Genomic DNA, 21,418 nt, shown 5'->3' on the forward strand with positions numbered 1-21,418 from the left:
CTCGGATCCGGCCCGCTCATCAAACCCGCAGCGAATAGCTTTCCTGCGCTGATGTTTCTCCCTCACAGCCCGGAACATGCTGGCTTTTCCGGCGGCGGGGTCGGCTTTCTTACTGCGCTAAACCAGGGGCAGGGGAAAAGCTCATCAATTGCCGCAGTCCTCGCCGCCGCAGGCGGGATTGCCGGTCGCAGAACCGAAGCGGCTTTCAACGCAGTGCATGATGCTGGCCAAAGCCGGCTCGGCGATGCGGTAGAATATCCGGCGCCCTTCGCGGCGGTTTTCGAGAAAGCCCCGGTCCTTCAAGAGCCGTAAATGTTCCGAAACCATCGGGCTCGGGAGCTTGCAGGCCCGGGCCAGCTCTCCCACCGATTCCTCGTGGGCCAAGAGAATCTGGATGATCCGCAGCCGGTGGGGGTGAGCCAGGGTGCGCAGGCACTCGGCCGCTTTTTCAAGGGAAGTCATGGGTAAAAGCTGAGCGCACTCGGTCACGTTATCCTCGCGGTTGCCGGATGGTTGCTGGTAATGATTCATAACAGTCGCATAACTACCACAAAAATCATCCCTAAGGCAAGCCGCATCCGCTTTTCTGTTGACCCCCCGGGCTGGGGTCGTTATAGCTGGCTCCATGGATTTGCTGCAGATCATCATTCTGGCGGTGGTGCAGGGCCTCACCGAGTTTCTGCCCATCTCTTCCTCGGCCCACCTGATCCTGGTGCCGGTTCTCACCGACTGGACCGATCAGGGCTTGAGCTTCGATATTGCCGTCCACCTGGGCAGTCTGGCGGCGGTGCTCAGCTATTTCCGCCGGGAGCTGCTGGCCATGAGCCGGGACTGGGGCCGGTCCCTGGTCGAGCGCCGGCTGGTGGGAGAAAGCCGCCTGGCTTGGGGGGTGCTGCTGGGCACCATCCCGGTGGGCCTGGCCGGCCTGGCCCTGCGGGGGATGGTGGCGGATCATTGGCGCTCGCCGCTGGTGATCGCCGCCAGCCTGATCGGCTTCGGCCTGATTTTGGCCTGGTCGGACTGGAAGCACCAAAACGGCCGCGACGAGCACAGCCTGAGCTGGAAGGATATCGCCATCATCGGCGGCGCCCAGGCCCTGGCCCTGATTCCCGGCACCTCCCGTTCCGGGATCACCATGACCGCCGCCCTTTTCCTCGGCTTGAGCCGCGAGGCCGCCAGCCGCTTCTCCTTTCTGCTCTCGATTCCGGTGATTCTGCTGGCCATCGGCCTGGAGACCCTGACCCTGGTTCGCGGCGAAGAAGCGGTCGACTGGGCCAGCCTGGCCCTGGGCACTTTGCTGGCCGGGATCAGCGCCTATCTCTGCATCCACTACTTTCTCGCCTTCATTCGCCGGATCGGGATGCAGCCCTTCGTGATCTACCGGGTCGCTCTCGGCCTGGTCCTCTTCTATTTCTTCTGGTAAATCATCCCGCTGGCCACCACCGGTCGAGCCGCAACAGTTCCGGGTAAGCGGCCAGGGGGTGGTCCAGGTTGCGCCAGCAGACCGGAGCCGCGTACCCCTGTCCGCAAGTCGGTCTGATTGAGCAAGATGGGCCACCCCCTGGCCGCTTACCCTAGACCAGGCCGGCGGCCAGGGCTAGCGCCACGGTCAGCAGCATTACCCCGGTGAGGGTCCGCACACTGCTCATCTTGACCTTGGTCAGCAGCCGTTTGCCCAGCATCACCCCGGTAAAGGCGGCGGCCACCCCGGTCAGCACCAGGGGCCACTCGTTCGCCCCCAGGGGCAGGCCGTTGGCGGCCAGCAGGAAAAAGCCGCCGTAGGTGGCGAGCCGGGCCAGGTCCACCATGAAGGCGATCATGGCGTTGGTGCCGACAAAGGCCTCGGTGGAAACCCCGGTTTTGACCAGGAAGGCCGAGCGCAGGGCCCCCTGGTGGCCGGACAGTCCTCCGAAAAAGCCGGAAAATAAGCCGCCCAGGGCCAGGTAGCGGCGGTCGAACTTGATCCGGCGCAGGCCGGGCAGCAGCTCGAAGAGGGCAAAGAAAAAAATCAAAGCGCCCATCAGCAGCTTGAGCGGGGTTATCACCGCGGTGTGGGGACCGAGGGTATAGGCGGCCAGCACTTCGAAGCGGGAGACATAGCCCAGGGCGGCGGCGCCGAGCATGGCGGCGAAGATCGCCGGCACCCCGAAGTTGAGGACCAGGGAGCGGTCGGCCAGCCGGCCCACCAGGCCGATTTTAAAAACATTGTTGGCCAGGTGAACCACCGCGGTGGCGGCCACCGCCACCTCCACCGGAAAGAAGAGGGCGAACACCGGCAGCAGCAGGGTGCCCAGGCCGAAGCCCGAATACATGGTAAGCCCCGCCGCCCCCAGGGCGGCGACGGCGACGATCAGGAAGGACAGCATGTTTACTCCACTTGTACGGCCGGCAGCGCCAGGACAGGACCGCCGGCAAAATTTTCAGCGCTTCAATTTGTCGTTTGCAGACTCTTGCTGATGTAGGCCAGGCAGGCGGCGGCCTTGTTGCCGGCCGCCGTCAGGGTGTAAGTCTTTCCTTCGTTTTGTTCGATAAAGCCCGCCTCCCGTAAAACCTTGAGATGGAAGTTGACCTTGGTGTGATCCTCGACCCCCAGGGCCCGGACCAGGTCCATAAAGCGCATATTGCCCTGCTGCTGAAGCAGAATGATGATCCGGCGGCGCAGGAGATTGGCCAGACCCTGGAAAACCCCATCGCTGTCCACCGCCTCGGCGCATTCGGCGAAGCGGGCTTCCTGTAGGTTTTTGCGTACCGTGGTGAGGAGGGCTTCGATCTTGAAGGGCTTGCTGAGATAGTCGTCGGCCCCCTGCTGCAAGGCCTGGACGGCGTTCTCGATCGAGGCATAGGCGGTCATCATCACGATCCTGGTTCGGGGCGATAGCTTCGTGATCAGGACGATGGCGGCAACCCCGTCGGTGCCGGGCATCACCATGTCCAGCAGGACCAGGTCGAAAAATGATTTTTCCAGCAGCTTCAAAGCCTGGTCGGCGGTTTCCGCGGTTTGAACCGCGAAGCCCTCCTGCTCGATGATTTCGGCGATGGTGGTTCTCAATTCCGGGTCGTCATCAACAATCATGATTTTGTTCATGGCTTTTCCTTTATCCTCGCGGGCCGGCGACTTGGGGGTCGGTCCGGCTTTCCCCGGCGGCGGCCGGCGCCGCGTCAATCCCGCCGCCAACCCTTAGTCATTCGTCAACTTACGTTTGAAAACCAGGCGCACGGTGGTTCCCAACCCCTCCGGAGGTGAAAACAGGTCGATGCTGCCATTGTGCTCCATCATAATCCCGTAGCAGATCGCCAGACCCAGTCCGGTTCCCTGGCCCACTTCCTTGGTGGTGTAAAATGGTTCCATGATCAGGCCCAGCTTTTCCGGAGCGATGCCTTCGCCCTGATCGGTGATGGTGATGATGGCCTGATCGTCTTCTTCCCGGCCGCTGACGGTGATTACCCCCCCGGCCGGATTGGCGTCAATGGCGTTGTGAAAAAGATTGGCGAACAGTTGCTCGAGCCTCAGGGCCACGCCCGGGACCAGCAGGGTCGCCGGCAACCGGCAGCGCAACCGATGCCCGGCGTTACGGTGGCTGAGGGTCTGCCAGGCAACGGCAATGACTTTGACCAGGTCGACGGGTTCCGGAATTAACTGCTTCTGCCGTTTGCCGGCAAAAAGCAGCAGATCCGAGGCGATTCGGGCCGAGCGGGCCACGTTGCGCTCGACGTTGCCCACTCTTTCCCGGGTTTTGGGGGCCAGGGCGGCCAGGGCCGGGTCTTTTTGCAGCAACTCCAGTTGCAGGGAAGCGTTGGCCAGGGGGTTGTTGATTTCATGGGCGATGCCGGCGGCCAGGCGGCCGATGGAGCTTAACTTGTCCGAATGGGCCGCCCGCTGCAGCTTTTCGCTGATCAAGGCGTCGCGTTCGGTTAGAAAACGGTCCAGGGCGTACATGATGAAATGAAGAATGACAAAGGCGGTAAGGCCCCGCCAGAACTGGATCGGCAGCTGGGCCAGCAGCGCCGTGGAAGGGAAAATGCCGGTAAAAATCCCATAAAAGATAAAAGCGACCCCGGCTCCGATGAAATTGCCAGCGCCCTTGCGGCTCAGGGTTTGCAGCTGGCGGGCGTAGAGGATAAAGCCGCTGCCGGTAAGCAGGGTGGCGGGAATGGCGAAGAGCTTGCGGATGCTGTGGTCAACCACCCCCAGAAACAACGGTTGCTGCAGGATCAAGTGAATGTAGAGGAACAAAAAGGCGCTGGTCGCCAGCAGCAGAAAGAGGGCGATCAGATAGGGCCGGGTCCGGCGATTGAGCACCCGGTGGAGATTGATTCCGAAAAAGAAGAGAAAGACAAAGGAGGCCAGCAGCAACGACAGGCTGAGGTAACGGGCCTGCAGGCGGAAGGGCTCGGTTCCGATCTCCAGGTAAAGGTAGAGCTCCAGCCATTCGTGAAAGGAATGGGTGAAGGCGAACAGGGCCAGCAGCCAGAACAGGCCGGCGATTCGCAGACTGGCAAAGGTTTTCAGGCGGGCGACGATGGCCACTCCGATGGCGAAAAAGGCGGCCCCGTAAAAGAGATAGATCAGAAAGAGAACGGATTCTTCCATGATTCCTGGCCGGACCGGGGTTCACCGGCGCCGTTGCGGTTAGTGGTGATAAGATAAGGCTGGTAAAATCCGGCGACTGGTTTCAGGAGGCGCCCGGCCGGTCGGGGTCGGCGGTTTTACCGGCGCGGCCCGTGGCAGCCGAGGGACCGATACCCACGCGGGAATTGCCGGCCGCCCCCATCACCATACCCCAACTTCCAGGCCGGACCAACTCTTGTCTCGAGCGGCCGCCGGCCCGGGAGATAAAAATCCCCCGGGTCCGAAGGGGCCAAGGGGATTGTGGAGCCCAAGGCGCTTCGCTCCGGAGGGAGGACCGGAGCGGAGCGCCTTGATTTATCGTGGTTAATTAGTTGGTCGGTTTAGTGGGACCGGTGTGGGTGCTCACATAGGTATCCAGACCTGCTTCCCAGGGCCAGATCGCCACCCAGGCGCCGGCCGAGGTCAGGCCCCAGGTGTACTGCTCGGGCGCCAGACCGTAGCTGCGGCCCAGCGGGTAATCAGCATGGGTTACATCGTCGGTATTGAAGATATGCTGCTTGCGGTCGCCGCGGCCCCTTTCGTTGCTATAGTTGCCGAAGCCCGCAGCGGGCCAGCCGGCGGCACCGTTCAACACCTTGAGATAATCTTCGTAAATGCCGCCATGACAGCCCATGCACTGCTGCTCCCGGGTACCGGTAAGCCGCACCTGCCCATCGGGATCTTGACTGGTGGTGAAAATGTTCTTGTCCACCAGCGCAGTAGCGTAATCGGTCTCGCCCGATTTTTTGCCCACGCCATGGGAATCGTGGCAGTCGAAGCAGGCCAGAATGGTGTGAAAAGAGTTGCCGTCCTTGGCGTAACGGCTCAGGCGGATATCCATATCCTGCTGATGATCGCGGCGGCCCTTGCCGTCGATGGAAACCGCCCGGCTGCCGGTGTCCCAGGCCGGACGAACGTGAGTCATCACGTCCATGTAGTCATGCTCGCCGAGGATAAAGCCCCGGTTGTCGTTGGGCGCCCCCGGATAGAGCTTGTTGCCGGCGGTTCGGGTATGGCACTGTTCGCAGGCCATCTTGCGGGTCGGATCGCCGAAGTTCAAACGGGCCGGGTTAATGATCTTGCCGGGATCTCCCCAGGCCACGGCATGATCGTAGCCGGGACCATGACAGGCCTCGCAGGAGATGGTGATTTCCGAGATGTAAATCCCGCGCAAATCGCCCTCCTGGCCCTCACTGGCGATATAGGCCGCCTTGGCCTCGCTCCAGGCCTCGGGGTCGAAGCCGGTGGTGTGGCAGCCGATGCAGCGTTCCTGCCAGGAGTAAAATTCGCCGTACATGTTTGCCTTCTGAAAGCCTGCGTTTTCGCTCTCTTTGAGGGCGTCGATTTCAATGGTCAGAAATTTATAGCCCGCCCGCTCCAGGTTACCGGGATATTGCACCGTTGCGGAAGTATCCACCGTCCAGCCGATGCCGCCGTTGACACTGTACTGATAATGGGCATCCACCGGACCCTTGCCGTCATAATATACGGCGTAACGCTGCTTGCGGGTTTCGCCGACAATTACCTCAACATCTCGCCAGTCATATTTTTTGGCGGTGACATAGTTTACATTGGTAACGCCGGCGGGCCAAGTTGCTTTGATTGCATCGGGAACATCAGCCAGGCTGGTCCGATCCAGAATCATATGGGAATGGATTTGCCCCTCGTTCCACATATTGATCACTCCGGGCAGGAACTTAGCCTGAGCGGCGGCCAGGTACTGGGCATGGTTCTTGGGAGAGTTGAATACCGTGGCCACCGCTTCCGGCTGGACCGCCGGCCCCCAGGTGGTTTTACGGGTATGCCAGCTACCATCCCACTCGCTATGCTGACCGCTGTGGCACAAGGAGCAAATCTTGGAGCCGGCATATTGCCCGATCAGCACCGGCACCCCGTCGTCAGGGGCATCTTCATCGAGGCGCGCCGCCAGTTCGTCGATCTGCCGTTGCAGATCTTCAACCAGCGCGGGATCGACATCCTGACCCGCCGCACCGTCCGCACCCGGGGCACCGGGCGCGCCATCACTGCCGCTGCAGGCATTCAGCCCCAGCAACAGGCCCAAGGCCAGTGGAAGAGTCAAGTATTTCAACCCTTTTTTTCGATCTTGCAGCATAAAAGCCTCCCTTCTCGGTTTAATGATAAGTTGATCTTACAAGGGGGCCGGCCGGGAGATAAATTCTCCTTTGCGGCTGCGTTGTCCTCCCTGGGCGCCGGAGCCGGAGCCTTTCCCTGTCTCTCGCTAATCACAGTGCTGAAAAAAGAGGAGGTATTCCAGATAAGAGTTTTTGATAAAAAAGGCCCGGCGGTGAACATTTCTTCACAGCCGGGCCTTTTTCTAGGTTTGACAGCCAGGGGCTACAGCGGCAGGATCTGCATTTCCTGTTTGGTGGGGTGGACGCCCTGGAGGATCAGGCCCTTGCGGCCGTCGATGCTGATAAAGTCGCCCAGGCCGATTTTGACCCCGTTGATCTCGCAGCGCTGCTCGCTTTCGTAAACCTTGAGATTGGCGCAGCCCACCACGCAGGTCTTTTCCAGGCGGGTGGCGACCACCGCCGCATGCGAGGTCTGCCCGCCCCGGGCGGTGAGCAGGCCGTCGACCGCCGCGATTTCCTTGATGTCTTCGGGCACCGTATCCTGGCGCACCAGGATAATGGCCGCGGTGGGATCCTGCTCTTTGAGCCGGGCGATATTATCCACGTTGAAGGCGACCCGGCCGGCCAGGGCGCTGCCGCTGACTCCGACCCCGTGGGCCAGCACCGCGGCCTCGGCCGCTTCACCGTCGGCAAAAACCCGGAAGCTTTCCTTCTTCTTGATGGTGATCATGTCCCGGGTCTGGAGGAGATAGACATCCTCCGCCCGGGGGCCTTCGAAGGTGAACTCGATCTCCTGGGCGTTCCAGCGTTTTTCATAGACCAGGCGCCGGCAGATGGCCAGCAGCCGGTTGTAAATCTCGGGAAAGCGGCGCTCCAGGGTTTCCTCGGGGTCCCGGCCGTCCAGTTCGGCCTGTTCCAGGGAAATCGGGTTGGTGGTGACCAGGCCGCTGACGATATCCTCGCCCTGGTCGCCCACCGCGTAGTCGCCCCAGAGGGCCACCCGGCTCACCTTGCGGTAGGGATGGGCGGTAAACAAAACCCCGCTGCCGGACTGGGCCCCGAGGTTGCCGTAAACCATGGTCTGGACGATCACCGCCGTGCCCCAGTTGTCGGAAATATCCATGATCTGCCGGTAATCCCGGGTCTTGGGGGTATTCCAGGAAGAGAGCACCATCTCCACCGCCCCGGTCAGCTGCAGCCAGGGGTCGTCGGGAATGCCGATCCCCCGGCGCCGGATCATGCGCTGATACTCCAGGGCCAGCTCCCGGATCTGGGCCGGGGAAAAGTCCCGTTTGTAGCGGATTCCCCAGCGCTCCTTGGCCGCGTCCATCAGTTCCTGGAAGCGGTCCCGTTCCACCCCCATGGCCATGGCCCAGGACTGGATGAAGCGGCGGAAGTTGTCCCAGGCCAGGAACTCCTTGCCCTCCTGGCGGGCGAACTCGCCGACGATATCTTCATTGAGGCCCAGGTTGTGGATGGTGGACATCATCCCCGGCATCGAGATCGCCGCCCCGCTGCGCACCGACAGAAGCAGGGGGTTGACCGGATCGCCGAAGATCCGGCCGGTCTCCTCCTCCACCCGGTTGAGGCCCAGGCGCAGCCGGGCCATGAAGTCCTCCCGGCACTTGGTAAACTCCCGCAAGACCGGCCAGCAGCGAAAAACCTCGGTGGTGATCACCAGGCCCGGCGGCACCGGTTGACCGTCGCCGGCCAGCAGGCTCAGATTGTAGCCCTTGTTGCCCAGCAGAATCAGGTTGGCGTTGCGGTTATGGCGGATGTGGAGGGGACCCAGGGCCCGGTCCGGGTTGTAGGTCATCAGCAGGTCGAGATGCTCTTCGTCCAGCATCTCCCGCTGGGCCTCCAGGGTCTGGTAGATCCGGGTGATGAAATTGTCGAGATGCTGGAGGCCGAAGGTGCCGGCAATGAGATCGCGCATGAAGCTTTCCGCCAGGCGGTTGATGTTGCCGCTCGGATCCCCTTCCCGCCAGAGAAAACGGTACTTGGGCAGCAGGTTCCGCTCCCCGATCTGGGGGATGATGATGCTGAGATTGTTTTCGTGAAGATTGGTGTAATAGGTATAGATGACGTCCTTGACCCCCTCCGAGAGGCCGCGGAAGATATCAAGAAACTGGGTGTAGGAAAAGCGCTTGATTCCTAAAGAGTTGCTGAGCAGCGACATGTAGGTGCTGAGCTTGCGGCTGGTAATGCCGTCGATTTTCAGGGCCCGGAGATAAAGGCGCAGGCATTTGAGAATCCGGATGAAGGTGGCCTTGGTGATAATGGTCAGGTTGACGGTCTCGGGCAGCTTCTCGAGATAGGTGTTGGCCAGGTTTTCCAGGCGAAAGGTCAGGCTCAGGGCATCGAACTTGCGCTCCTGGTAGCGGCCGTAAATCGAGGGGATGTCCACCGCGATGTGGCGCTTGTGATAAATGCTCTCCTTGGCCGGGAATTTTTCCGGGCTGAGGATGATTTGCTTGAGCTGTTCCAGGTGGTCGAGCATGGCGTTCAGGCACTGAAAGGTGTCGCAGATTTCCAGGTCGGCCAGGAGTTGCTCCATTTCCGGGAAATCCTCGGCGGCGGCCTGCTTGAGGTGCTGGCGCAGTTCCTCGGTGCCCAGGTTGTATTTCTGGTGGCAGAGGCGGTACATCCGCACCATTAAGTCAAAGCGCCGGCGCTCGCCCTCGGGGATGTCCTCCTGCTGGGCCAGCCAGGCCCGGCGCTTGGTAAAATCCCAGTTGAGCAGATCCTGGACCTGGCGAATATGTTTCAGCCGCCAGATCCGGCCGGTCAGGCGGTGGAGTTCGTCGACGAATTCTCCCTCGGGGCTGATCTGGCTCCAGACCTCTTCCGGCAGATAGGGAGCCAGCAGCTGTTTGTCACGGTCGCGCCAGAAGAGGATAATACTCTCGATGAAGGCGACGATCAGGTTGCTGGACTCCACATGGCTCTGCTTGCGGAGAAAGTGGATCAGCTTGTCCCGGCGCTGGTGAATTTCATCGAGTTCGGTGGAAACCTCCCGCAACGGCCCTTCCGCCCCGATTTCGTTGAAAAAAACCGGCACCAGCTTGGCGAACTGAGTTACCAGGTTGTAGACCGGCTCTATGGGATGGTTGAGCAGTTCGGTGATATCGCGCTGGAAAAGATCGGTGTCCTTGATGCAGGTCCCGGAGAGCTTGAGGTTGATAATCAGGGCCGAAAACAGGGTGGAGCACCACTTGGGCTCCTGGCTGATCAGGTTGAGCCAGACCCGGATATTGGCCAGGTGGGCCGGGTTGGCCAGGGGTTGCCAGTCTTCGCCGATCCCGGTGACGTTGGCATGCTGGAAGCCGAAACGCACCGTCTCCCAGAGAAAGGTTTCCACCAGACGGCTGTTGTTGCGGCGGAAGACCTCGCTGCCGATGACCTGGATGCATTGCAGGGAGGTGTGGGGATAACGGCGGACATTGGTTTTGAGCAGGGCCAGGGTGGTCAGCAGAAAGCGCTCGATTTCCTCGAAGGTCTGGCGGCGGATGAGCTGGACCAGGCTGCGGTTGATCTCCCGCAGGGTCTCCTCGTGGATCAGGGCCAGGCCGCGGGTCTCCATGATCCGGAAGAGAAACAGCATCTTGCGGTTTTCGGCGAAACGGTCGGACTCGGGTAAATCCGGTCCCTCCGGCTTCTCCCCGGCCAGCTTGTCGGGGATTTCCTTGTAGAGGCGGATAATGGCCAGATGATCCGGCAATTCCAGCAGCCGGGCCAGGGCGGCGGCCGTTTCCCGCTCGGGGGTGATTTGTTCCACCTCGGCCAGGTATTGCTGAAGCCGGGCATGGGAAACTTCCTGGAACAGGCGGCCGGCCTGCCAGCCCCGGCAGAGGGCTTCACACTCAGAGACGAACCAGGGCTGGGGATCTTCTTCGCTGAGCCAGTAGCGGTAATTGAGGATCAGAATCCGTTGCAGCAGCCGGGCGGCCGCCCCCAGGTCGCAGACTTGCAGGGCGCCGGGGCCGCCGCTTTGGCATTTGCCGACCAGGCGGGTGATGATTTTATTGAATGAATACTGGCCCTGGGCCAGGGGCAGCAACAGGGGATCGTCAAGCTCGGCCAATTGGTTGCAGCAGTGGCTGAGGGCTTGCTGGTAGGCTTGCAGCTGCTCAGGCTTGAGCAGCAGGACCAGTTTGTCCAGCAGGGCCGCCAGGGCTTCGGCGGCCTGGGCCAGCAGCACCTCGTTTTTGGCCGATTCCCGCAGGGCCGCCAGCAGGATCTCGCCCAGGCGCAAACACGCTTCCGGGCCCCGCTCATGCCGGCGGTAATGATCCAGGTGCTTAAGGATAAACGAGCGTAATTTGGGAAGGATCAGGCGCCAGTTGCGGTAGGGGTGGCTGATTTCGTAGAGCAGCTCTTCCAGGGGGGCCCGAATGCCCTGGTAATCGGCCACCACCTCCAGGAGCACGGCCAGGGAGGGGTCGAGCTCGACGCAGGCCACCGCCGTTTCCTGCAGGTTGGCCCGCAGGGCGTCGGAATCGATGGCCGGCCGGCAGGCCTGGGCCGCGCCGGGGGTCGGACTGTCCTCTTTATGGTTCATGGCAAAATTGGCTCTGGTGTCGGGCTGGGCCACCGGCGCCCCGCAAACCCGCAGTCGGACAGGAGTCCGGAGCAAGCCGGCCAGTCAGGCGGGATTCTTGCCCTTCGCGACTGGCCGGCTTGCCCCGGAACGGGAGCCCGCTGCATTTTTTTAGAGTATTTTACGATCTTCCATCAGCAGCAGCAGATCGAGCATCCGGTTGGAATACCCCCACTCATTGTCGTACCAGCATAAAATCTTCACCGTCGAACCGATGACCTTGGTGGAAAGCCCGTCCACCACCGAGGAGCGGGGATCGCCCTGGTAGTCGATGGAAACCAGGGGCTCTTCCGAGTAGCCCAGGAAGCGGCCGGCGGCGGCGGCCAGGGCCTGGTTGACCTCCGGCACCGAGGTTTCCCGCTCCAGCTCCATGACCACGTCCACCAGGGAGACGTTGGGGGTGGGCACCCGCACCGCCAGGCCGTCGAATTTGCCCTTCAATTCGGGCAGGACCAAGGCGACGGCGGCGGCCGCCCCGGTCTTGGTGGGGATCATCGACAGGGCCGCGGCCCGGGCCCGGCGCAGGTCGCTGTGGGGAAAATCGAGCAGCGACTGATCGTTGGTGTAGGCATGGATCGTGGTCATCAGGCCATGTTTGATCCCGAAGCGCTCCGTGATCACCTTGGCCACCGGAGCCAGGCAGTTGGTGGTGCAGGAGGCGTTGGAAACGACATGGTCGCTGGCCGGGTCGTAGTCATCCTCGTTGACTCCCATGACGATGGTCTTGACCTGGCCCTTGGCCGGCGCCGAGATCAGCACCTTCTTGGCCCCGGCGTCGAGGTGGGCCTGGGCCTTGGCCCCGTCGGTGAAGAACCCGGTGGACTCGATGACGTATTCGACCCCCAGGTCGCCCCAGGGAATTTCCGCGGGATTGCGCTGGCTGCTGATCCGGACCGGGCGGCCGTCGACGCTGATTTCGCCTTCCCCGGCCTTGACCTTCCGCCGGTAAATGCCCATCACCGAATCGTATTTGAGCAGGTGGGCCAGGGTGGGAGACGGGGTGAGGTCGTTGATCGCCACGATTTCGATCTGTTCGAAGAGCGGGTCGGTATCCACCGCCCGGAAAATACTGCGGCCAATGCGGCCGAAACCATTAATGCCTACACGGATGGTCATGAACTTGCCTCCTTGAAAGAGCTGGGTAAAGGGTGACTTGGGCCGGGCCGGCAGGGCCCGCCGTCGTTAAGGGCCGGCCCCGGCCTCCAATCGTCCCGCGAAAATGGTCGCGGGGTTATGGCCGGTCAGGGCGGACCGGTAGTCCCGGAATCTTGAGGTTGCCGGGATGACTGGGGGATCGCCGGGCTTTCGCCGGCCCCGGGCTAAGGGGGGCGGCTGGGCGCGGCGGTCCCTGGTTAGCGTTGCAAAGTACCGCCTGCTGGGGTTCACGACCGCAGGAAAGAGCGGGCCGTCTGGTAAAAATCCAGATACTGGCGCATTACCGTATCCCAGGTGTAATACTCCTGAATATGCTTAACGGCGGCCTGGCGCATGTCAAGGATCTTTTCCGGCTCCTGGCGGAAAAGGGCCAGGGCCCGCTGCATGGCCCCCATCAGGGCGGCGGATTTGTGCTCGCGGTAGGCCAGGCCGGTGAGGCCGTCCACCACCTTGACCAGGCCGCCGACCTGGTGGACGATGGGCAGGTTGCCGAACAGCTGGGCGATATAGTCGGTCAAGCCGCAGGGTTCATAGCGGGACGGAACCAGAAAGAAATCGCCGGCGGCATAGACCAGGTTGGCCGTCCGGGCATCATAGCCTTGGAGAAAACAGAGCCGGCCCCGGTTGGCTTCGTTTTCGGCCAGGCGACTCAGGGCCTGTTCGCAGCTCTTGTCGCCAGAACCCAGCACCAGCACCTGAAAACCCTGATCCAGGGGCAGCAGGGTTTCCAGGGCGCCGAGCAGTTTGTCCACCCCCTTCTGGTTGGTGAGCCGGCCGACGAAGGTGAAAAGGGGCAACGCCTGGCCGGCCGGGACCGGCGCCAGGGTTCCGGCCCGGCGCAGGCCGGGCCAGCGCTCTTCGGCCAGGGCCTTGATCAGCTCGGCCCGGCAAAGCTCTTTACCGGCCAGATCGCCCCGCTCGGGGGAGAAGGCGGCGGGCAGGCCGAGTTTTTCCGGTTCGGTGGGGTTGAAGTCGGCGGGGTTGATTCCGTTGGTGATCCCCCGCAGGCTGATGCCCCGGCCCAGCAGCCGGTGGCCCAGCCAGCCGGTCAGGGCGTCGTCTTCGGTCTCCCGCAGTTCGCGGGCATAGTTCTCGCTGACGGTGTTGAGCGGGGCATAGCTGGAAGCGGCCAGCAGCGGATCGAAAGCGTCGTCGAGGAGGTTGTCGTGGATGACCCGGGCCGGCAGACCGGTAATCGCCTCGGCAAAGCGCAGGTCTGCGACCTCCTGGTGGTAACCCGTCCCGGCGTTGTGAACCGTGACCACGGCGGCGGTGGCGGCGAAATAGTGGCGAAACCCTTCCAGTTCCCGGATCAGCGCCGGCAGCAGGGCGGCATGGCCGTCGTGGCAGTGGATGACCTCCGGTCGGGCACCGAGCCGGATCATCAAAGCCAGGGCCGCCTTCTGCAGCAGGACGTTCATGGCGAAATAATCGAAATGGCCCGAGCCCTGGTGATGGTCCGGGTTGAGGGCCTCTTCGGCGGCGGTATAGGTGTAAACCCCCTGCTTTTCCTGGTAGCGCTGGGCGTCCAGCAGGTAAAGGGAAAGGCAGCCCCCGGAGTTGCGCGGGGCCGTAGCCGGGCGCAGGCGGCGATCCTTGCTCCGGGCCGGGGGGGGAACCAGGTGGCGGGCAAAAATCCGGACCAGTTCGCGCCGTTCCACCCCGACATAGTTCATCCCCACTTCGAAATGGAGGTTCAGGGGAGCAAACCCGGCCGCTTCGGGATCCATGAAGCCGTAGAGGGGGAGGACCACGCTGACCCGGTGGCCGGCCCGGGCCAGGGCCTCGCCCAGTTGGCGGACCACGTCCTTAACCCCGCCGGCGCCGGCCAGGCCGTCGTATTCCCGGCTGATCATCCAGATATCGCGGATCAGGTTTTCCCGGGGCATCCCATCTTGCGGCCCCCGGTGCCGCTTGCGGGCCGGGGGCCGCGCCGCCGTCCCGCTGGCCGCAAGCAGCGGTACTTCGGGAACGTTGCCGCCTTGTTTGTTTTTACCTGCACCTGGCATGGTTTCCTCGCAACTGAGTATTTGACCGGTGGTGCCGTCAAGCGCCCCGGGGGGAGAAGCCGCTGATGGTCCGCTGGCGCAGCAGATGGTCGGCCAGCACCAGCCTGGTCATGGCTTCGCAGACCGGGATGATCCGGGGAATGGCGGAAATGTCGTGGCGTCCCCCGACCTTGATCGTTACCGGCTGCCGGTCGCGGTTGATGGTGTGCTGTTCCCTGGCGATGGAGGGAATCGGCTTTACCGCCGCCCGGATGATAATCTCGTCGCCGTTGGAGATGCCGGCCAGAATGCCCCCGGCGTTGTTGCCGTTGAAACCCGCCGGGGTGATGGGGTCGTTATTCTGCGAGCCGGTCAGGCCGGCGGCGGCAAACCCCCGGCCGATCTCGACCCCCTTGACCGCCCCGATGGACATCATCGCCTTGGCCAGCTCGCCGTCGAGCTTGTCGAAAACCGGCTCCCCCAGTCCGGCCGGGCAGCCGCTGACCCTGATTTCGACGATTCCCCCCAGGGTGTCGCCCTGGCGGCGAACCTCGTCGATCCGGGCCAGCATGGCGGCGGCGGCTGCGTTGTCGGGGCAAAAAAGCGGATTATCATTGATATCATTAAAATTACGCTGTTCGGTGGTTATTCCACCCAGCATCACGGTGTAGGCGCAAGCCTCGATGCCGGCCTGGGCCAGGATCTTGCCCGCCACCGCTCCGGCCGCGACCCGGGCCGCGGTTTCCCGGGCCGAGGCCCGGCCGCCGCCCCGATGATCCCGCACCCCGTATTTTTCCTGGTAAGTGATGTCGCCATGGCCCGGCCGGTAGATATCCTTGAGATGGTCGTAAGACTTGCTGTGGGCATCTTTATTGAAAATAACCAGGCTGATGGGGGTGCCGGTGGTGCGGCCCTCGAAAATCCCGGAAAAAATTTCCACCCGGTCCGGTTCCCGGCGGGGACTGGTCGCCGGACCACCTTGACCGGGGCGGCGCCGGTCCAGATCGGCCTGGATATCCTCGGGGCCCAGGGGGATTCCCGGGGGACAGCCGTCCACCACAACCCCGACGGCGGTACCATGGGACTCGCCCCAGGTGGTGATCTGGAAAACTTTGCCGAAGGTATTTCCTGCCATTTTCCTTTCCTTGTGCGGGTTTTGAGGCTGTTGCAGGGCAGCGCGCAAAGTCGCCGCCCTGCTCCTCGGCGGCCGCCGAGCCGTTTTAAGCCGCGTTTTTTTGCCGCTCTTGAGTCCAGCGCTCGCTGATCCGGGAGACGATGGCGGCAGGCTCCAGGGAGGCGGTGTCGATCTGCAGGTGGGCGGCCTGCCGGTAAAGCTCGGTCCGCGCCGCCAAAACTTCGCTGATTTCCGCCAGCAGTCCCCGCTCGGTCAAAGCCGGCCGCTGTTCGCCGCTGGCCTGGTCGGCGCTGATCCGGCCCGCTATGGTTGCCGGATCGGCGCTCAGCCAGACCACCAGGCTGTTCGCCCGGATCTCCGGCCAGAGATCCTGCTGGAGGACGGCTCCGCCGCCGGTGGCCACCACTAAACCTGGGGACGGGGCCGGCGCCCGGCTCAGTTCGAGCAACAGTTCCCGTTCCCGGCTCCGAAAGTACTCCCAGCCATGGCGGGCGACCATTGCCCGGATGCTCATCCCCGCCCGGCGGCTGATCTCCGCGTCCATGTCGAGAAATTCCCAGCCCAGATTGGCGGCCAGCATGCGTCCCACCAGGGTTTTGCCGCAAGCCCGGTAGCCGATCAGAAAAATTTTCCCAGGGGGCTCGCCGCCTTTGCAGGCCATTGCGTTTTCCATCCCCTGCTCTTACCATATATATGGCAAAAATAAAAAAGCAATCTGGCTCCAAGCCTTGAGCTTCGCCGCCTTGGGCTTAAATTTTCGGAGGGGGGCGAAAAGTTCTTGCAAAAGAAAATGTAAATGATAATCTCTCTCAAAAAGACGGCGTAACTCTCTTCGGAGAATAGCAGGGCCGGGGGTTGCCGGGAGTCAACCTGGTTTTCGGTGTTCCGGTCCGGCGCCGCCCGGCTTTTCTTAAGTCAGGCTTTTCAATAAACATCTTAATAGGAGGAAATTGACCATGGAACATCATTACGACGACGACTGCTGTTGCGGCGCCCTCCAGGTAGGGCAGGAAGTGCCGGATTTCGAACTGGAAATTTACGATCCGGTCAATGGCGACTTCAACAAGATCTCCCTGGCCGAGCAGAAAAAGCAGGGCAAGTGGACGGTGCTGGTTTTCTATCCCGCCGACTTCACTTTCGTCTGCTCCACCGAGCTGGCCGATCTGGCCGATGAATATGAAAATCTCAAGGCCGTCGGAGCGGAAGTGGTCACGGTCAGCACCGACACCGTCTATACCCACCTGGCCTGGAAACGGGAGGAAAAGTTCCTCGAAAAGGCCAGTTATCCCATGGCCGCCGATCCCACCGGCCGGGTTTCCCGGATCTTCGGCGTCTACAACGAGGAAACCGGCCTGGACCTGCGCGGCACCTTTATCATCAGCCCGGCCGGAGTGCTGGTTGCCTCCGAAATCAATTTCTACAATGTCGGCCGCAATGCCAAGGAGTTGCTCCGCAAGCTCCAGGCCAGCGCCCATGTGGCCCAGAACCCCAACGAAGCCTGCCCGGCCCGCTGGGAAAAGGGGGACAAGACCCTGACCCCCGGACCGCAGCTGGTGGGCAAGGTGTATGACGCCCTGAAATAAAACCGGCCAATGGCCGGCGGCGGTGGATCAGGTCGGTATAATGGGCCACCGCACCCCTGGTTTTCAGCTCCGCTTTAGCGCGGGAATTTTCCTCGAACTATCCTGGAACTATTTCCGTTCGGATCGTGTCTCTTAACTGCAACCCAACCTCTCCTGGCCCTTCCTGCCTTCCCTCCCTCTCCCCCTTCTTGGCAGGAAGGGCCCCTTTTTTTTCTTTCAGCAACCTGCTCCAAGTCGGTCCAACACAGTAAGTCCGTTTGGCGGCCGATCCAAGCCGGTAAGGCTCTGCCATCTTTTGCCCTCATCCCCAAACTGGTTCCTGCTTCTCTTCCGGCGCAGCCGCGGGGGCTCGCCTTGCTATTTCCGCTGGATTTTTGGGGCTGTTTTTGGGTAAGGTGGCCCAGTTATGCAGCCCAAAGCTTCGGCCATAAACATTATCTGGCTCGGTCTGATCGGGGTGGCGGTGGTCACCGCCTCCTATACCGGCCGGATGGACGAGGTGACCAGCGCCTCCTTCGAGTCGGCCAAGGCCGGGGTGATGCTGGCCATCGGCCTGATCGGTCCCATGGCCTTCTGGCTGGGGATCATGAAGGTGGCCGAGGCCGGGGGCCTGATGCGGATGATCGCCCGGGCCCTGCGGCCGGTGATGACCCGGCTTTTTCCCGAGGTGCCGGCCGAGCACCCGGCCATGAGCGCGATGATCATGAATATGGCCGCCAATACCCTGGGGCTGGGCAACGCCGCCACCCCCATGGGGATCAAGGCCATGCAGGAGCTGGACAAGCTGGCGGCGGAAAAGGGTACGGCCACCAATGCCATGTGCCTTTTTCTGGCGATCAACACCTCCAGCGTCACCCTGCTGCCCCTGGGGGTGATCACGGTGCGGGCCGCCGCCGGGGCCACCAGCCCGGCCGAAATCCTGATTCCGGCCATTGTCGCCACCTGCTGTTCGACCATTGTGGCCATAACCATGGCCAAACTGCTGGCCGGACGCGAACCGGGCCGGACTTTGGGTTTGAGCGGCGTCGCCGCCAGTCCGGCCCCTGACGCCGGGTCCTCAGGGGCAAAGGCGCAACCCGCCGCCGGTGGCCCGGCACCGGCCAAGCCGGGCGGCAACGGAATCGAGTTCCCGGCAGCTCCCGCCCTGACCCCGCCGGGTCGGGGCGGACGGATTTTTATCCAACTCCTGCTGCTCGCCTTTGCCGGGGGCATAATTTATCGCCTGTTCTTCGGGCCCGGGGCAGGCGGTGAGGACGCGGTTTCCTTTTTCAACGCCGTTTCCGCCTGGCTGATCCCGATGCTGATCGCCGGCTTGCTGATTTTCGGCTACCTCAAGGGGGTCAAGGTTTACGAAGTGGCCACCGAGGGGGCCAAGGAGGGCTTTGCCACCGCGGTGCGGATCATTCCCTTCCTGGTCGCCATTTTTGTCGCCATCGGGATGTTCCGGGCCAGCGGGGCCATGGAAATCATGATCACCGTGCTTTCCCCGCTCACCGAACGGGTCGGGCTGCCGGCCGAGGCCCTGGGCATGGCCCTGCTGCGGCCCCTTTCCGGCAGCGGCGCCTTCGGGATGATGAGCGAGATCGTGGCCCGGGATCCCGACAGCTTTCTCGCCTTTCTGGTTTCAGTGATGCAGGGTTCCACCGAAACCACATTTTATGTGCTGGCGGTCTATTTCGGGGCGGTGGGGATCACCCGGACCCGCCACGCCCTGCCCGCCGCCCTGACCGCCGACGCGGCCGGAATCACCGCGGCGGTCATCGTCTGCAATCTGTGGTTTTAAGAGGAAGCAAAGGGCCGGGCTTTCGGCTTTTTTTTAAGATAGAGCAACAATGAGGATGGAGACGCTATGCAACAGGTAATCGTGCTGGCCACCCGCAACCAGGGCAAGGTCAAGGAACTGCAGGAAATGCTGGCGGATTTTCCGGTGGAGATCCGCTCCCTGGCCGATTTCGGACCCCTGCCCGAGGTGGTGGAGGACGGGGCCACCTTTGATGACAATGCCTATAAAAAGGCCCTGTTTACCGCCAAGGCCCTGGGGTTGCCGGCCCTGGCCGACGATTCCGGCCTGGTGGTGGAGGCCCTGGCCGGCGCACCGGGGGTTCATTCGGCCCGCTATGCCGGGGCAAAGGCCGATGACGCCGCCAATATCGCCAAGCTGCTCCGGGAGCTGGAAGGCCAAAGCGACCGCCGGGCCGCCTTCGTCTGCGTGATCTCCCTGGCCGTACCCTCCGGCCCCGCCCTGACCTATGAAGGGCGCTGCGAGGGGCAAATATCCCATGAACCCCGGGGCGAGAAGGGCTTCGGTTACGATCCGGTGATGTTTTATCCCCCCTTGGGCAAAACCTTTGCCGAGATGGAGTCGGCGGAAAAAAACCGGGTCAGCCATCGGGGAATGGCCATGGCCCAGCTTCGGGAGGAATTTGCCAAGGTTCTCAAGTGGCTGGAGCAGCGCCTGGCCGAGGAAAAGGATCCCAAGCCCGATCACCGGGCCTTCGAACACAATGACTGGTCCAAAGAGGTGATGGTCAAATGATTACCCTCCTCGACTACGGGGCCGGCAATGTCCGCAGCGTCCGCAACGCCATCCGCAAACTGGGCTACGAGGTCCGGGACGTGGCCGAGCCCGCCGATATCCTGCGGGCCGAAAAACTGATCTTTCCCGGGGTGGGCAGCTTCGGCAGCGCCATGGAGAGCCTGCGCCGCCAGGGCTTGCTCGAGCCCCTGCGGGAGTATCTCCGCGCCGGCCGGCCCTATCTCGGCATCTGTCTGGGGCTGCAGACTCTCTTCGAAGGCAGCGAGGAATCGCCGGGAGTGGCGGGCCTGGGCCTGATCGCGGGCCGGATTGAACGCTTCCGGGCCCCGGGCCTGGCCGTGCCCCAGATCGGCTGGAACGGGATCGCCATCCGCAAGCCCTCGCCCCTTTTGGCCGGCTACCAGGGGGAAAAGCTCTATTTCGTCCATTCCTACCGGGCCGCCGCCACCCCGGCCAATCGCGACTGGGTGCTGGCCGAAACCACCTATGGGGAAGATTTTATCAGTGCCGTCCAGCAGGGGGCGGTGGCGGCCTGCCAATTTCACCCCGAAAAAAGCGGCCAGGCCGGCCTGACCGTTTTGGCCAATTTTCTGCAAAGCCGGGAAACAGCCTTGGCCGTTACCGCTAGAACGGTGCCATCCCAGGGCCAAGCAAGCCCGGAGGCCGGGAGCGGCTCGGGTTTCCTCCCCGCCGGGACCAGGCTGGCCAAGCGGATCATCGCCTGTCTCGATGTGCGCAGCAACGACCGAGGCGACCTGGTGGTGACCAAGGGCGACCAGTACGATGTCCGCGAGTCCGGCGGCGAGGTCCGCAACCTGGGCAGGCCGGTGGAACTGGCGGCCCGCTATTTCCGGGAAGGGGCCGACGAGATCACCTTTCTCAACATCACCGCCTTTCGCGATTTTCCCCTCGAGGACCAGCCCATGCTGGAGGTCCTCGAGCGCGCCTCCGAGCAGGTCTTCGTTCCCCTCACCATCGGCGGCGGCATCCGCGAATTTACCGACGCCAACGGCCGCTTCTACTCGGCCCTCGATGTGGCCTCCCGCTATTTCCGGGCCGGGGCCGACAAGATCTCCATCGGCAGCGACGCGGTGGCGGTGGTGGAAGCATATCTGCGCTCCGGCCGGCGCAAAACCGGCCAGAGCTCCATCGAGCAGATCGCCTACGTTTACGGCAACCAGGCCGTGGTAATTTCCATCGATCCCCGCCGGGTTTATGTCCGGAGCCCGGAGGAAGTGCCCCATCACGTGATTCCCACCGCCTTTCCCGGCCCCAACGGGGAAAACTACTGCTGGTACCAGTGCACCGTCAAGGGGGGCCGCGAGGGCCGCGAGCTCGATGCCGCCACCCTGGCCCGGGCCTGCGAGGAACTGGGGGCGGGGGAAATTCTCCTCAACTGCATCGACAAGGACGGCACCAACTCCGGCTTTGACCTGGAGCTGATCAAGATGGTCAAGGAGGCGGTGACCATTCCGGTGATCGCCTCCAGCGGGGCGGGCAAACCCGAGCACTTCAGCGAGGTCTTCGCCGCCACCGGGGCCGAGGCCGCCCTGGCCGCCGGCATCTTCCACCGCCACGAGGTGGAGATCAGCGCGGTCAAGCAACACCTCCGCGAGCAGGGGATTGAAATCCGCAGCTGACTTTCGGGGCCGACAAGCAGTCATTCCGCCGGTCCCGCAGGGAAAAACCGTCGTTGGGTAAGGCCAAAACCACCTATGC

At 62.7% G+C, this 21,418-nt stretch carries 15 protein-coding genes; 5 read left to right on the forward strand and 10 right to left on the reverse strand.

All coding sequences use genetic code 11. The annotated features are described in order from the left end of the window. Positions 1–144: 144 nt before the first annotated feature. Positions 145–462 carry an ArsR/SmtB family transcription factor gene (locus ACHHTY_RS02770; RefSeq protein ID WP_395492533.1) on the reverse strand — a complete coding sequence of 106 codons (318 nt, stop codon included), beginning with the start codon at positions 460–462 and terminating at the stop codon, positions 145–147. A 163-nt stretch (positions 463–625) separates the two neighbouring features. Here ACHHTY_RS02770 and ACHHTY_RS02775 point away from each other — a divergent pair, with 163 nt between their 5' ends. Continuing rightward, entirely contained in the window at positions 626–1,423 is a 798-nt protein-coding gene (locus ACHHTY_RS02775; protein WP_395492534.1) for an undecaprenyl-diphosphate phosphatase, read from the forward strand. Positions 1,424–1,574: 151 nt separating this feature from the next. On the opposite strand, the gene ACHHTY_RS02780 is transcribed toward ACHHTY_RS02775, so the two are convergent. From ACHHTY_RS02780 to ACHHTY_RS02820, 9 genes are all read right to left on the reverse strand, one after another. Further along, complete coding sequence (locus ACHHTY_RS02780) at positions 1,575–2,366, reverse strand: TSUP family transporter (RefSeq protein WP_395492535.1); 792 nt, start codon at positions 2,364–2,366, stop codon at positions 1,575–1,577. 62 nt (positions 2,367–2,428) lie between these two features. After that, entirely contained in the window at positions 2,429–3,085 is a 657-nt protein-coding gene (locus ACHHTY_RS02785; protein ID WP_395492536.1) for a response regulator, read from the reverse strand. 93 nt (positions 3,086–3,178) lie between these two features. Then, complete coding sequence (locus tag ACHHTY_RS02790) at positions 3,179–4,591, reverse strand: sensor histidine kinase (RefSeq protein WP_395492537.1); 1,413 nt, start codon at positions 4,589–4,591, stop codon at positions 3,179–3,181. Between the two features lie 346 nt (positions 4,592–4,937). Then, positions 4,938–6,689, reverse strand: a complete 1,752-nt coding sequence (locus ACHHTY_RS02795; protein ID WP_395492538.1) for a hypothetical protein — start codon at positions 6,687–6,689, stop codon at positions 4,938–4,940. A 275-nt stretch (positions 6,690–6,964) separates the two neighbouring features. After that, entirely contained in the window at positions 6,965–11,263 is a 4,299-nt protein-coding gene (locus ACHHTY_RS02800; RefSeq protein WP_395492539.1) for a PEP/pyruvate-binding domain-containing protein, read from the reverse strand. Positions 11,264–11,413: 150 nt separating this feature from the next. Next, entirely contained in the window at positions 11,414–12,418 is a 1,005-nt protein-coding gene (gap, locus tag ACHHTY_RS02805; protein WP_395492540.1) for a type I glyceraldehyde-3-phosphate dehydrogenase, read from the reverse strand. A 266-nt stretch (positions 12,419–12,684) separates the two neighbouring features. Then, positions 12,685–14,466: a glycogen synthase gene (locus ACHHTY_RS02810; RefSeq protein WP_395492541.1), complete on the reverse strand. Its 1,782-nt coding sequence runs from the start codon at positions 14,464–14,466 to the stop codon at positions 12,685–12,687. Positions 14,467–14,503: 37 nt separating this feature from the next. Further along, a complete protein-coding gene (gene aroC / locus ACHHTY_RS02815) occupies positions 14,504–15,580 on the reverse strand; it encodes a chorismate synthase (RefSeq protein ID WP_395492542.1) in 1,077 nt (358 codons plus the stop codon). 85 nt (positions 15,581–15,665) lie between these two features. Beyond that, complete coding sequence (locus tag ACHHTY_RS02820) at positions 15,666–16,253, reverse strand: shikimate kinase (protein ID WP_395492543.1); 588 nt, start codon at positions 16,251–16,253, stop codon at positions 15,666–15,668. Between the two features lie 283 nt (positions 16,254–16,536). Between ACHHTY_RS02820 and ACHHTY_RS02825 the strand changes: the two genes are divergently transcribed. The 4 genes from ACHHTY_RS02825 to hisF all read left to right on the forward strand — a co-directional run bounded on the left by ACHHTY_RS02825 (position 16,537) and on the right by hisF (position 21,339). Continuing rightward, positions 16,537–17,163, forward strand: coding sequence for a peroxiredoxin (locus ACHHTY_RS02825; protein ID WP_395492544.1), 627 nt, complete (start codon positions 16,537–16,539; stop codon positions 17,161–17,163). A gap of 406 nt (positions 17,164–17,569) precedes the next feature. Next, positions 17,570–18,946: a nucleoside recognition domain-containing protein gene (locus ACHHTY_RS02830; RefSeq protein WP_395492545.1), complete on the forward strand. Its 1,377-nt coding sequence runs from the start codon at positions 17,570–17,572 to the stop codon at positions 18,944–18,946. Positions 18,947–19,012: 66 nt separating this feature from the next. Next, positions 19,013–19,699: an XTP/dITP diphosphatase gene (locus tag ACHHTY_RS02835; RefSeq protein WP_395492546.1), complete on the forward strand. Its 687-nt coding sequence runs from the start codon at positions 19,013–19,015 to the stop codon at positions 19,697–19,699. Then, positions 19,696–21,339: an imidazole glycerol phosphate synthase subunit HisF gene (gene hisF, locus ACHHTY_RS02840; protein ID WP_395492547.1), complete on the forward strand. Its 1,644-nt coding sequence runs from the start codon at positions 19,696–19,698 to the stop codon at positions 21,337–21,339. Before ACHHTY_RS02835 ends, hisF begins: the two co-directional genes overlap by 4 nt. Positions 21,340–21,418: the final 79 nt, after the last annotated feature.

The sequence above is a fragment of the Desulfurivibrio nitratireducens genome (genome assembly GCF_044068515.1).
Lineage (GTDB): Bacteria > Desulfobacterota > Desulfobulbia > Desulfobulbales > Desulfurivibrionaceae > Desulfurivibrio.

Coding starts and splice junctions, on each gene's coding strand:
- ACHHTY_RS02770 (WP_395492533.1), bottom strand. CDS start 462: ATGACTTCCCTTGAAAAAGCGGCCGAGTGCCTGCGCACCCTGGCTCAC.
- ACHHTY_RS02775 (WP_395492534.1), top strand. CDS start 626: ATGGATTTGCTGCAGATCATCATTCTGGCGGTGGTGCAGGGCCTCACC.
- ACHHTY_RS02780 (WP_395492535.1), bottom strand. CDS start 2,366: ATGCTGTCCTTCCTGATCGTCGCCGTCGCCGCCCTGGGGGCGGCGGGG.
- ACHHTY_RS02785 (WP_395492536.1), bottom strand. CDS start 3,085: ATGAACAAAATCATGATTGTTGATGACGACCCGGAATTGAGAACCACC.
- ACHHTY_RS02790 (WP_395492537.1), bottom strand. CDS start 4,591: ATGGAAGAATCCGTTCTCTTTCTGATCTATCTCTTTTACGGGGCCGCC.
- ACHHTY_RS02800 (WP_395492539.1), bottom strand. CDS start 11,263: ATGAACCATAAAGAGGACAGTCCGACCCCCGGCGCGGCCCAGGCCTGC.
- gap (WP_395492540.1), bottom strand. CDS start 12,418: ATGACCATCCGTGTAGGCATTAATGGTTTCGGCCGCATTGGCCGCAGT.
- ACHHTY_RS02810 (WP_395492541.1), bottom strand. CDS start 14,466: ATGCCAGGTGCAGGTAAAAACAAACAAGGCGGCAACGTTCCCGAAGTA.
- aroC (WP_395492542.1), bottom strand. CDS start 15,580: ATGGCAGGAAATACCTTCGGCAAAGTTTTCCAGATCACCACCTGGGGC.
- ACHHTY_RS02820 (WP_395492543.1), bottom strand. CDS start 16,253: ATGGAAAACGCAATGGCCTGCAAAGGCGGCGAGCCCCCTGGGAAAATT.
- ACHHTY_RS02825 (WP_395492544.1), top strand. CDS start 16,537: ATGGAACATCATTACGACGACGACTGCTGTTGCGGCGCCCTCCAGGTA.
- ACHHTY_RS02830 (WP_395492545.1), top strand. CDS start 17,570: ATGCAGCCCAAAGCTTCGGCCATAAACATTATCTGGCTCGGTCTGATC.
- ACHHTY_RS02835 (WP_395492546.1), top strand. CDS start 19,013: ATGCAACAGGTAATCGTGCTGGCCACCCGCAACCAGGGCAAGGTCAAG.
- hisF (WP_395492547.1), top strand. CDS start 19,696: ATGATTACCCTCCTCGACTACGGGGCCGGCAATGTCCGCAGCGTCCGC.